A 13,909-nucleotide genomic window follows, 5' to 3' on the forward strand; every position below is an offset into this window, starting at 1 on the left:
GATCTGGTCAGGGTAACGGTGGTAGCACTAACCCAGAAGGATCTGGTCAGGGTAACGGTGGTAGCACTAACCCAGAAGGATCTGGTCAGGGTAACGGTGGTAGCACTAACCCAGAAGGATCTGGTCAAGGTAACGGTGGTAGCACTAACCCAGAAGGATCTGGCCCAGAGACCGGTGGCTCTGGTTCCAACTCTGGTCCTGAGCAAAATGTGCAAGCCGTCGTACCTCAAATGGCAAGCTATTTGGTCATGCCAAATGCCCTCTTCTATACCGGCTTAACCGATATGGCGAAGCAAAACGCCTTGTTAGCTCATCTCAGAACATCTGTCATAGAAAAAGGACAAGAAAAACAGAGTGGTTTCTTCTTATACACCTATGGAAGTACAGGAAACTTCTCCTCTGAAAACGCTCCTCGCCAATATGGTTATAGCGGTGCGCATCTTCGCTATGCTGCTCTACAAGGAGGAGTGAACTTCACAGTGCGAGAAGGGCAAAATACCACAACACATTTCGGTCTTATAGGAACTTACGGACAGCTTTCTTTCACTCCAAAGAATATGAAAGATGCTGGGAAGAGTACGCTAGATAAATGGTCACTCACAGCCTATACCAGTATACAGCATGACAATGGTTTCTATCTTGATACTCTTTTATCCTACGGCACTATAAAGGGAGAAATCACCAATGCCATCATTGGAACAACAGCAAAATTGAAAAATGCCAAAATGTTGAACATCTCCACAACTGTTGGAAAACAATTTGCTACCGGTATTGCAGGAGTAACATTTGAACCCCAAGCACAACTTGCCTATCAACATTTGGCGTTTGATACAATTTCAGATGCCGATCACTTTACCATCGATATGAACAATCCTCATCAATGGATGATCCGTGTTGGTGGACGCTTGACAAAAACCATTGCCACTGCTGAAGATGGACGTGCTGTTTCCTTCTATGGAAAAGTCAATGCCCTCAAAACATTTGGCGATGATCAAGTAATCTCTATTGACAAGGATTATAAACTTGATCCTATGGGTTCTTTCCTTGAAGGTGGGCTTGGTATTAATGCACAATTGTCTTCAAACGTCTCACTTCATGGTGATGTGAGCTATCAACAAAAGCTGCAAAAAACAGGTATATCTGGAGCAAGCTTTACAGGCGGAATACGCTATCAGTTTTAAGAAAAGGCAGTAAAACAAGTCTATTGTTATTCCGTTCGTTTAGTAAAAAGACAGCACAATCTGCTGTCTTTTTGTTTTTTACAATCTACCGAACATATGACAAAGCGTAACTATTCTGCCTTCAAAATCCCACTTACTATCTATAAGTCTACTTACTATCTATAAGAATTTATTGATTTGCACTTGCCTATATAGTTTCCTAAAATAGGAAACTTTTAAAATAATTCCTCTCAAAGAAAATGTAACAAGACATTGATGGATAATGAAGAATTCAGCATTATTCATATTAAATAAGAACCACGAATACCGTAAGTTTCTCTCATCTCAAACCTGTTTATCTTGAAGCAATCAAAATCATTCGCTTGCAGCACGCTACAAGAAGAGTTGGCGTGTAGATAAATTTGATAAGAAAAGAGTAACAATAGCTCTTACGAATGCTCTCAAATGCAAGAGCTATCGCAACATGGGAGGCTGAAAAACATAAGGATGGTTCCGGCTTGTAACAAAGTGCTTCATCTCCACATTGAAGTAAAGCTCTCAAAAAAGCAGGCTTTATGAAGTAAAATTGGCTACTCTTACCCCTCCCCTTCTATCCTGATAAAAATCCACAGTATTTTAGCTTTTTTACTTTATATTTAAATATACAATGCACACGATGTTTCTTCTTCTATGTGCAAGAAAATCCACCGAAAGCTTTTTGTAAGCGCATAATATGTCCTCTCAAAAACTCTGTAAAAACTTTCACGACAACAAACTGCTGCATAAGCCATATTTTACAATCTCTTGATTGAGAGCCTGTATAAAACACAGCTTTATCAAGTAAGTTTTCTGCAAAGAATATGCACTGATTTGCCTATCCTTTTAAAAGATCTTCTAATCCTCATTTTTAAACGACAGAGAGCACCGGATAATATGTCGTTTTGTTCTTTACATAAAAAACATAATGATATAAGAACCGCTCAGCTACTTGCGCCATCAGGGGAAGGAAGTAAGCATCAAAGGCATACCAATACTAAAGGCATATCTATGTGTAAGAAATCTATTTATAAGAAAAACTTTTTGTTATGTACAATTGCTGGAACTTTGATTTTTTCTCATTGCGGTTCAACTTATGCAAATACACAACCTCCTAAAATTATTAATGAATTTGAGGTAAATAATAAAGAGAAAAAAACCTTCAATAATGTTTTTGTTCGCGGTAAGGGTCCTGCAGTATCTGCAACTGACGGAGCAGTAGTCACAATTACAGACGCGACAATACACACAGAATTAAGTGCTCTTTATGCATCAAAAGGTGGAATCATTCACGCTAAAGGAATTGATGCGAATTCGATATACGTAGGTTTAAGAACAACAAACGGTACCATAGAGGTTGAAGATTCAACTATAACCGTCCAAAAAGGGAGTGCTGGTACTGGTATCCTTATTTACGAAACCCCGAAAAATAAGCTAAAAAATGGTGAAAAAGTTGTTAATCATATTAGTCTTATCAACAGCAAAATTCTTGTACAAAATGGCGTCGGTATTCGTGGACCTTATGAATCCAAATCTGTTGCTGAGGTTTATCTCAAAAATTCAGAAATTCTTGCTGATGTCTTATTGAGAAATAAAACAAAGCGTAAATATCATGATGACGACACTCTTCCTGTTTCTCTCAGACTAACCGCTGATAATTCGGTTTTAGAAGGAAGAGCAAGAACTTTAAAAATAAATACAACGATTCTTTCTCTAAACAATAACAGTAAATGGCACTTAAAAGTTAGTGAGGAAGATGTAGATACTGATTTTAGTACCTTCAACTATGATCTCAGTGACATTAAACACCGCGCTCTGTCTACTGTTTCAGAACTAAATCTTAATAATAGCTCTATTATGTTTCATGCACCGCATACTTTAGCAAAGGGTCAGTATCAAACCTTGAGTGTAGGGCGAACCGCTGAGGTCTATAAATCAGAGAGTGATATGGTCCCCACTGTAGCGACTGCTTACCGCGCAACAGGCCATGCAAATATTTATTTCAATATCGAATGGAGTGATGGTCTCCCTAAAGAAAAACAAAAAGCTGACCGTCTTCTCGTTCATGGTAATGTATCAGGTACTACAACAGTCCATGTTCAAAACCTTGCAAAAGGTGAGCCATTAACGGCTGAAGATTCCACGCCCTTAAACAAACGTGGTCTCTCGCTCGTTCAGGTTTCTGGAGAAACAGATGAACATGCTTTTACACTGGCAAATGGTTACACCACAATGGGAAGCTCACCATATAAATATACGCTCAATGCCTATGGACCAACATCAAGCCGTGGAAAAGCAGATAGTGCGCAAAGTCATTTAGCAGATGTGTCTCAAGAATCAGAAGAAAACGATCTTAAAGACTACACGCGCTACGTTATAAAAGGCACTGCTGTTGAGGGAGTAAAAGACGGAAAAGAGAAAGCAACATCAAGTCATAATAAAGCGGATAGTGCACAAAAAAACTTGAAAGAAAATAAAGATTTCTGGGATTTCCGCTTGCAAAGAGAAACCCTTGATGATGAAGGAAAAATTCCAGCTCCTGTCCCGCAAGTGGCAAGCTATTTGGTCATGCCAACTGCTCTATTCTCCGCTGGTTTTGCTGATGTGAACAGCCAAAATGCACTCATCAATAATATGCGCACAACAGCATTTGACACAAAGGATCATAAAAACAGAGGAATCTTCTTATCCACTTATGGTAATAAGATGACATCATCTTCTCATCGTACTCCATTGCAATATGGCTATGGTGCTGATCTTCAGTATACAGCTTTACAAGCAGGCGTTACGTTAGCCACGTTAGAAGACCAAAACGTCATCACAAACTTTGGTCTTTTGGGAACATACGGAAAATTAGCTTTCACCCCGAAAGATATGGAAGGTGCTGATAAGACGACACTCGATAAATGGTCGCTTGCTGCATATAGTGGTTTGCACCTTAACAATGGCCTCTACATCAATGCACTCTTTTCCTATGGAATGCTCAAAGGAAATATCAAAACAGCTCTCACAGGAAATGTTGCAGAATTGAATAACAAGAATACAGTCGGTGCATCGGCCACCATTGGACAAAAACTTGTGACAAATGCGTCAGGATTGGTCTTTGAACCACAAGCACAATTTATTTATCAACATCTCATGCTTGGCACTCTTAAAGATGTCGATAATCTTGAAGTGAAGTTTGGAAACCCACATCAATGGTTAGTGCGTGTTGGTGGACGTTTAACGCAGACTACGCTTCCTGCTGCAAAAGATTGTGTCGTTTCCTTCTATGGTAAAGTAAACGTGATGAAGGCTTTTGCTGACAACAGCACAGTACAAATTGGTGACACTTTCCATCTTGATACGATGGGAACATCTCTTGAAGGGGGTCTTGGTGTGAACGCACAATTCTCAAAAAATATCGCCCTTCATGCTGATGTAAATTACCAACATAAGCTTCAAAAAGCTGGTGTATCCGGAGTGAATGTCTCTGGTGGAATACGCTATCAGTTTTAAGAAAAGGCAGTAAAACAAGTCTATTGTTATTCCGTTCGTTTAGTAAAAAGACAGCACAATCTGCTGTCTTTTTGTTTTTTACAATCTACCGAACATATGACAAAGCGTAACTATTCTGCCTTCAAAATCCCACTTACTATCTATAAGTCTACTTACTATCTATAAGAATTTATTGATTTGCACTTGCCTATATAGTTTCCTAAAATAGGAAACTTTTAAAATAATTCCTCTCAAAGAAAATGTAACAAGACATTGATGGATAATGAAGAATTCAGCATTATTCATATTAAATAAGAACCACGAATACCGTAAGTTTCTCTCATCTCAAACCTGTTTATCTTGAAGCAATCAAAATCATTCGCTTGCAGCACGCTACAAGAAGAGTTGGCGTGTAGATAAATTTGATAAGAAAAGAGTAACAATAGCTCTTACGAATGCTCTCAAATGCAAGAGCTATCGCAACATGGGAGGCTGAAAAACATAAGGATGGTTCCGGCTTGTAACAAAGTGCTTCATCTCCACATTGAAGTAAAGCTCTCAAAAAAGCAGGCTTTATGAAGTAAAATTGGCTACTCTTACCCCTCCCCTTCTATCCTGATAAAAATCCACAGTATTTTAGCTTTTTTACTTTATATTTAAATATACAATGCACACGATGTTTCTTCTTCTATGTGCAAGAAAATCCACCGAAAGCTTTTTGTAAGCGCATAATATGTCCTCTCAAAAACTCTGTAAAAACTTTCACGACAACAAACTGCTGCATAAGCCATATTTTACAATCTCTTGATTGAGAGCCTGTATAAAACACAGCTTTATCAAGTAAGTTTTCTGCAAAGAATATGCACTGATTTGCCTATCCTTTTAAAAGATCTTCTAATCCTCATTTTTAAACGACAGAGAGCACCGGATAATATGTCGTTTTGTTCTTTACATAAAAAACATAATGATATAAGAACCGCTCAGCTACTTGCGCCATCAGGGGAAGGAAGTAAGCATCAAAGGCATACCAATACTAAAGGCATATCTATGTGTAAGAAATCTATTTATAAGAAAAACTTTTTGTTATGTACAATTGCTGGAACTTTGATTTTTTCTCATTGCGGTTCAACTTATGCAAATACACAACCTCCTGCAATGGTCATGGTTCGTGCAGATAAAGCAGGAGAAGAAAAAACCTTTAATAATGTTTTTGTCCGCAGTAATTTTACTACAGGGGTCGCTGATGACAAATCTGTTGTTGTCATTACTAATTCAACGTTGCAATCCGGTAGTACCTTGCTTTCTGCAGCAACAGGTGGACGCATCTACGCTAAAAAAATCGTGGGAAAAGCCGGTACACGTGGCTTAGAAATTTATAATGGTATAATCCATGTTGAAGATTCAGTTATAAGCGTTACCGGACAGCATAAAAGTTATGGTATCCGCTTTGATCATATTCCAGATTCTCATGTAAAAAAGGGAGAAAGAGTTGTCAATAGGGCAGTTCTTGTAAATACAAAACTTCTTATGACAGATGGTATTGGTATTACGGGACCATACTCTTCAAAATCTGTTGCTGAGGTTTATCTCAAAAATTCAGAAATTCGTTCTGAAATGTTATTAAAAAACAAGACTGTACCAGAAGATACAAAACCTAAAACTCTCACATTAACTGCTGAGAACTCAACTATAGAAGGGAAAACAACAACTTTTCCTGAGAATACAACGATTTTCACTTTGAGTGATGATAGTAAATGGTACTTAAAAACTAGTCAATTCGAAGTAGAGGATGAATACAGTCCATCTAAACCATATACGCTCCTTGATATTAAACAACGAGCACAATCGGTTATCTCAGAGCTAAATCTTAACGATAGCTCTATTATATTTCATGCACCGCATGCTTTAGCAAAAGATCAATATCAAACCTTGTATGTAGGAAGATATCCACAAGCTGCAGAATCTCAAGCGCAAGAAAGTGGAGCGCCTGCGGTAACAAGCGTTTATAATGCAACGGGCCATGCAAATATTTATTTCAATATTGAATGGAGTGATGGTCTCCCTAAAGAACAACAAAAAGCTGACCATCTTCTTGTCCATGGTAATGTATCAGGAACCACAACAGTCCATGTTCAAAACCTTGCAAAAGGTGAGGTATTAATGGCTGCAGATTCCACGCCCTTAAACAAACGTGGTCTCTCGCTCATTCAGGTTTCTGGAAAAGCAGATGAAAGCGCCTTCACACTGGCAAATGGTTACACCACAATGGGAGGCTTACCATATAAATATACGCTCAATGCCTATGGACCAACATCAAGCCGTGGAAAAGCAGATAGTGCGCAAAATCGTTTAGCAGACGTGGTTCAAGAATCAGAAGAAAACAGTCCTAAAGACTCCACGCGCCACGTTAAAAAAGAAAATGTTGTTGAGGGAGTAAAAAAGGAAGCTGGAAAAGAAAAAGTCACATCCAGCTATGACAAAACAGTCCTTGCACAAAGCCATTTGAGAGGGAATAAAGATTTCTGGGATTTCCGCTTGCAAAGAGAAACCCTTGATGATGAAGGAAAAATTCCAGCTCTTGTTCCACAAGTGGCAAGCTATTTGGTCATGCGAAATGCTCTCTTCTCTGCCGAGTTTGCTGATGTGAACAGTCAAAATATACTCATCAATAATATGCGCACAACAGCATTTGACACAAAGGATCATAAAAACAGAGGAATCTTCTTATCCACTTATGGTAATAAGATGACATTATCCTCTCATCATACCCCATTGCAATATGGCTATGGTGCTGATCTTCAGTATACAGCTTTACAAGCAGGTATGACATTAGCCACGCTAGAAGATCAAAACGTCATCACAAACTTTGGTCTTTTGGGAACATACGGAAAATTAGCTTTCACCCCGAAAGATATGAAAGGTGCTGATAAGACGACACTCGATAAATGGTCACTTGCTGCATATGGTAATCTGAATCATGACAATGGCATCTACATCAATGCACTCTTTTCCTATGGAATGCTCAAAGGGAACATCAAAACAGCTCTCAGAGGAGATGCTGCAGAATTGAATAACAAGAATACACTTGGTGCATCGGCTACCATTGGACAAAGACTTGTGACCAGTGCACCAGGATTAGTCTTTGAACCACAAGCACAATTTATTTATCAACATCTCATGCTTGGCACTCTTAAAGATGTCGATAATCTTGAAGTGAAGTTTGGGAACCCTCATCAATGGTTAGTGCGTGTTGGTGGGCGTTTAACGCAAACTATGCTTCCTGCTGCAAAGGATCGTGTTGTTTCCTTCTATGGTAAAGTAAACGTGATGAAAGCTTTTGCTGACAACAACACGGTACAAATTGGTGATACTTTCCATCTTGATACGATGGGAACATCTCTTGAAGGTGGTCTTGGTGTGAACGCACAACTCTCAAAAAATATCGCCCTTCATGCTGATGTAAATTACCAACATAAGCTTCAAAAAGCTGGTGTATCCGGAGTGAATGTCTCTGGTGGAATGCGTTATCGCTTTTAAAGATCTCTGATTTTTATTTTAAAAATATATGCAGCGCTGAAAGATCAACAGCGCTGCATAGTTTTGTGCATTACGAAAAACGAAAACCAGCCTTAAATGATTCAATCTTCATCAAAAAGAAAAATATCTCAGGAGCATTTCTATGCATAAAAAGCATTCATTATTATGTACAGCCGCTTGTGCTTTGTTTTTTTCTTATTTTAATGCAACCTATACAAGTAATGCCTCTGGCTTAAGCCCGAACACGCGCCATACACTTGAAGAGATTATCAAATTACCTGAGCAATATCGCCATGCCATTGATCTCATCAATACTCCAACGCAGGAAGAAAAAAATCTTGAGATGATAGCTTCGGGGGGCATGATGGAGGGAAATTCCCATTTTGATGAGGAACTTAAAAGAGGATTAAGTGAGATAAAAAATAGTATTAATAGACAGTTTTTAGGTAGCGGTCTCTATGGTTCTAGTACACATACAAATGAATTCAATAAGGGCCTCAATGATGAATTTTCCCGCATTAAGTATGAACAAAGTTATAGGGATTTGCCGTATATGCTACAAGCCAATGCCTATCTTGGTCACTTGCAACAAAACCGCTTAAAAATGACGGAAGACTTATTAAAAGGCTATGAGAAAGCGCTTTCTGATGCGGCACAGGCAGCAGCAATACTTGAAGCTGATAACCAACAGCGTGTTAATGACGCACACAGACAATGGGTAATGCAAAACAATCAAGAGTGGCATAAACTACAAAATAAAGCGGAAATACTGCATAAAGCGGCAGAGATAGATCAGGCTTTACAAGGACACAACACGGAACTTTCCGATACTATACGCACAGCACTCATAGATACTTGGAACGCCGATACTATAAAAAACGCAGAAAAAAAAGGAGAGGCTTCTCTGCCTTCTCTTCCATCCAAAGAAAAGAAACCATCTCTTATCGATCACAATGGAAATAAAGAAGGTTTTATCAACGAATTCTCTTCTGCTAATGCTCCTCAAAAAGGTAAAGACAATACATCATCAAAAACAACTCTTACCTCATCACCAGATCATGTAAGTTTGCCCACCAAAGTTGCATCTGCCAGTCAAACTTCCGCTAATACTGAGAGCGCATTTCAGCTTGCAGAGGTTAAAGAAACTGCAGCTTTATCTCATGACGTGCCTAATCCTGAAGAAACAACCGAAGCTCTCACCCCACAACAAGCGAACTATTTGGCTATGCCTCATGCGCTGTTTTCTATTGGATTTGCTGATGTAAACAATCAAAATACATTATTAGACAACGTACGCATAACGATGTTTGAAGCAAAGGATCATAAAGAACAAGGAGTCTTCTTTTCTACTTATGCTAAGAAAAGTATCTTATATTCCAGCTCTCAGACACCACAAAAGAGTGCTAGTACCGATATTCGCTATGCCGCATTACAAGCAGGTCTCACATTAATAGCTTTAGAAGAACAAAATACCAGCACAGATTTTGGTTTTTTGGGGACATATGGCAAATTAGCTTTCACCCCAAAGAAGAAAGAAGAAGTGCAAAAAAATATACTTGATAAATGGTCCCTCACCGCATATGGCCATATGCAGCATGATAGCGGCGTCTATGCAAGTGCATTTCTTTCCTATGGAATTTTAAAAGGCGAGAACACCACCGCTCTCATCAAAAATACAAAAACACTGGCCGCCTCTGCTACCCTTGGTAAAAAATTGCCCAATATTGTTGAGGGAATAATACTTGAACCACAAGCACAATTTGTTTACCAGCGTCTCATGCTTGGCGTTCTTTCCGATACAGAAAGCTTTAAAATGAACATGGGGCATCCTTCTCAGTGGTTGCTCTGTATTGGGGGACGTTTAACACAAAACAAAGGTGGGGCTGTTTCCTTCTATGGTAAAGTAAATATTATAAATAGTTTCGGTAACAATAATACTGTACAGATTGATAAAAACAGTTTTCAACTTTCTCCTACAGGAACAAGCCTTGAAGGTGGTTTGGGTATTCACGCCCATTTATCGCAAAATATCGCCCTTCATGGTGATGTCAGTTATCAACGTAAACTCAAAGAAGCTAGTGAAACTGGCATAAGTGTATCTGCTGGAATGCGTTATCGCTTTTAAAAATACTTTTCTTCATATCTTGAAATATACCGACTGTCCCATATGTTTTATTTTGTATTTTATAAAAAAACATATGGGAGCAATCCCATTTTTTTCTGAGAAAAGGGGGAGAAAATATTTAGGGATATATTTATATGAAGAAAAGCTTCTTATTATACACAGTTTCTGGAGTCCTCTTTTGCTCCTCTTCCAATCTATCTTATGCCTATAATGCAATACCCACTCCACAACCGACCGTAAATTCTTTCTCTGCACAAATTACAGCCGACAATACAAAAGCGAAGAAGCGGAAGAGGGATCTATCTACAAGCGCCACATCTCCAGAAACAGCGTCTACAAGCCACAACACGCCAGTGAGCGCCTCTTCCTCTAGCAACATATCTCCTACAACGACAAACTCCAACTCTAAAGAAGTTGAAAAGCCCACAAATCCAACAGAAACATCCTCTAAAAACTCTGAGACTGGAGAAACCAACAGCGCTCCCTCTCAAAATCCTTACTCCACGGGAAACGGTGTTACAGAACCTAAAATGGAAACAGCGAGCGCAGGTGCTAAATCTAGACGACGCCCATCCCTCTCTTCCACAAGTCCGACCACAGAAGAGATGTCCACGAGTTCTCCTACAGCCACACAATCGATATCTCCAAGACCAACATCCGAAATGCCACCAATACCTGTAAATTCTGAAGCTGAAAAACCAAAAACAGGAACAGAACCTACAAAACCTGGGGATGCAAAACCAGCCATAGAAGCGCCACCAACACCTATACCCCCCAAAGCTGAAAAACCCGTAGCGGAAGGATCATTAGCGCCTGTCAAGCCAATGCCTGAACAACCAGTGCCCGAACAGCCTAAACAACCAGAACAAGATGACAAAAAACAATCTAAAATTGAAGCAAAAAATGGGCAAACCGTAGAGCGGTATGATGTTGACGTTTACGATAAGTATTTTGCTGTATCTGCAGAGGGTAAGAATTCACTTGTCAAAATACACAGGGGAACAGTTGGAGCAAATTTTGTTGCACTCAGTGCATCAGATGGGGGAGCAATTGATGCCGCAGGAATTACTGTAACAGCAGGACTAACCGGTTTGTTCAACATCAATGGTGAAATCAGCCTTAAAGATTCAACCATAATTGTCACAAGTGATTATGGGGCCAATGGTATTGTTTTCCGAAATGATCCATATTTTGCATCCAAACAACGCCATGCACACAGTGCTGAAAAACAACCAGAAACCAACCAAGAACAAACTCTTATCAATCAAGTAAAGCTAGAGAACACAAAGCTCCTCGTTGAAAATGGCGTGGGCATTAGCATTTATGGATTAGATACAGATGCTAACCTTTCCCTCAAAAATTCAGAAATCCATGCCGATCTTTTAGTAAAAAATACAAAACAACTGGGAGATCGTGCACATAGCCTCATATTAACGGCAGATCATTCTGATTTGAAAGGGCGCGTAAGAACATTGGGTAAAAACAAAACCATTTTTGATCTTAACAACGGTACGAAATGGCTGTTAAAAACAAATAGCAACTTAGAAAATAATGATAAAGACCCCTCTGACTATGAACAGTTTGGTGCTAATGGAAGGTCTTACTCTAATCTTTCTGCACTCAAGCTTACCGACAGTATGATTGTCTTTGCAGCACCAATGGACAAGCAATATCAAACTTTGTTTGTAGGCTCTCCTCCACGACAAGAGGAAAAAGAAACTGAAGATGGCAACGAACCTCATGCGGAAGCGGTTTATAGTGCAAAAGGTCAAGCAGAAGTTCATCTGAACTCTCAGTGGAACAGCCATTCTCCAGTGATTAAACAATCAACCGACCGCCTTGTCATTCATGGTGATGTATCTGGAACTACCACAGTTCATGTCAGTCTCTTGGAAAATAATCAAAAAATGACTGATAGCAGTTCTGTTTGGGGAGAACAGATGCTTTCAATACCCGTCGAGACACACGGAATTTCACTCATTCAGGTTTCAGGAAAAGCCAATGAAAATTCCTTCCAGTTGGCAGGAGGTTATCTGACAATGAAAGGCTTGCCCTATAAATATGTCCTCGCCTCCTATGCACCAGGGACATCCCATGAGAGCCAAAATCTCTTTGGCCAGAATAATCGTAATTTCTGGGATTTCCGCTTGCAAAATGAGTACCTTGATAAGGACAAGAAGATTAGAGCAGTTTTACCCCAGGTAGCGAATTATGTGGTTATGCCTGGTGCTTTATTTTCTGCTGGATATGCTGATGTCAACAACCAAAACACGTTATTAGACGATATATATACAACAATATTTGCAGCAAAGAATAGAAAACAGAAAGCTATCTTTTTATCCTCCTATGGCGAAAAGGTAACTTTATCTTCTAACCGTGACCCACTCCATTATGGCTACGATGCTGATGTGAAGTATAGTGCTGTACAAGGGGGTGTTGTATTAGCTGCGTTGGAAGGCAAAGATATCAGTACACATTTTGGTCTGTTAGGGGCATACGGAAAACTTTCCTTTACGCCAAAGGGTATGAAAGATTCTGAAAAGACCACTCTTGATAAATGGTCTCTCACAGCCTACAGCGGTGTCAAACATAGCAATGGCTTATACCTAAACACACTGCTTTCCTATGGGGCTTTGAAAGGAAATATCACAACAGCTCTTATTGGAAATGCAGCTAAATTGGATGGTACTGAAATATTAAATATATCTGCAACGGTTGGGCAAAAATTAGCAACCGGTGTACAAGGCGTGATGTTCGAACCACAAGCGCAATTTATTTATCAAAATCTCATGTTTGATACGATCTCGGATGCTAATAATTTTGAAGTTGAGATGAACAATCCGCATCAATGGTTGGTACGAATTGGTGGACGTCTAACGCAAACTCTTACCAGCGCCGAAAAAGACGATATCGTTTCCCTCTATGGAAAATTGAACGTTATCAAAACCTTTTCTGATGGTAAAACAATAAAAATTGCTGACACATTTTATCTTGATCCCATGGGTGCCGCAATTGAGGGCGGTATTGGTTTTAATGCTTTCCTCTCTCAAAATATCGCAATTCATGGTGATATGAGTTATCGGCATAAACTGCAAAAAGCAGGTGTATCTGGAACCAATTTTTCTGGCGGAATACGTTATCAATTCTAAAACACCATTAGGTCCATTTTAATAAAAGGCAGCATGACATGCTGCCTTTTATCAATAAATCTTTATTTTGCAAATTGTTATAAGAAACTGCTAAACACTACCCGATACACAGAGAGAGATTTTTCACGCAATGGTGTATCTTCTCTACATACAACATAGTGATTAACAATAACCATTGACCATTATTCATATGAAATGAAAGGCTCAAATACCGTAAGATTCTTTTACTGTAAATCTCTCCCATGTTGTATCCATTAAAACCACTATTTACATATTCTAAATGGGATAAGCACGTGGATAAAACATAAAAGAACAAACGAAAAAGATCTCTCATGAACATTCTTCCATTCAAGGGCTGTAGCAACTCTTAAGGGTTTGCATATATCTGGAAAAGATAATGGCATCAGCTTGTTACAACAGCACTC

Annotated in this window: 7 protein-coding genes; 5 read left to right on the top strand and 2 right to left on the bottom strand. The window is 39.2% G+C overall.

All coding sequences use genetic code 11. The annotated features are described in order from the left end of the window. The 4 genes from FS875_RS05660 to FS875_RS05675 form a co-directional block, all read left to right on the top strand. Nucleotides 1–1,181 (top strand): autotransporter domain-containing protein (locus FS875_RS05660; RefSeq protein WP_246067867.1); only part of this gene is annotated, 1,181 nt, incomplete at its 5' end. Between the two features lie 1,026 nt (nucleotides 1,182–2,207). Further along, nucleotides 2,208–4,694, top strand: coding sequence for an autotransporter family protein (locus FS875_RS05665; RefSeq protein WP_144754199.1), 2,487 nt, complete (start codon nucleotides 2,208–2,210; stop codon nucleotides 4,692–4,694). 1,026 nt (nucleotides 4,695–5,720) lie between these two features. Then, nucleotides 5,721–8,210 carry an autotransporter family protein gene (locus FS875_RS05670; RefSeq protein ID WP_144754202.1) on the top strand — a complete coding sequence of 830 codons (2,490 nt, stop codon included), beginning with the start codon at nucleotides 5,721–5,723 and terminating at the stop codon, nucleotides 8,208–8,210. A 142-nt stretch (nucleotides 8,211–8,352) separates the two neighbouring features. Next, nucleotides 8,353–10,335: an autotransporter outer membrane beta-barrel domain-containing protein gene (locus tag FS875_RS05675; RefSeq protein WP_144754205.1), complete on the top strand. Its 1,983-nt coding sequence runs from the start codon at nucleotides 8,353–8,355 to the stop codon at nucleotides 10,333–10,335. A 205-nt stretch (nucleotides 10,336–10,540) separates the two neighbouring features. Here the strand turns inward: FS875_RS05675 and FS875_RS10545 are convergent, their stop codons facing one another. Together FS875_RS10545 and FS875_RS10550 are read right to left on the bottom strand one after the other, a co-directional pair. After that, nucleotides 10,541–10,810 (bottom strand): hypothetical protein, encoded by a 270-nt coding sequence (locus FS875_RS10545; RefSeq protein ID WP_246067868.1) that lies wholly within the window; start codon nucleotides 10,808–10,810, stop codon nucleotides 10,541–10,543. A 21-nt stretch (nucleotides 10,811–10,831) separates the two neighbouring features. Continuing rightward, nucleotides 10,832–11,155 (bottom strand): hypothetical protein, encoded by a 324-nt coding sequence (locus FS875_RS10550; protein ID WP_246067869.1) that lies wholly within the window; start codon nucleotides 11,153–11,155, stop codon nucleotides 10,832–10,834. A 4-nt stretch (nucleotides 11,156–11,159) separates the two neighbouring features. Here FS875_RS10550 and FS875_RS05680 point away from each other — a divergent pair, with 4 nt between their 5' ends. After that, nucleotides 11,160–13,484 carry an autotransporter outer membrane beta-barrel domain-containing protein gene (locus FS875_RS05680; RefSeq protein WP_246067870.1) on the top strand — a complete coding sequence of 775 codons (2,325 nt, stop codon included), beginning with the start codon at nucleotides 11,160–11,162 and terminating at the stop codon, nucleotides 13,482–13,484. Nucleotides 13,485–13,909 lie beyond the last annotated feature (425 nt).

It is taken from the genome of Bartonella saheliensis, from assembly GCF_902162175.1.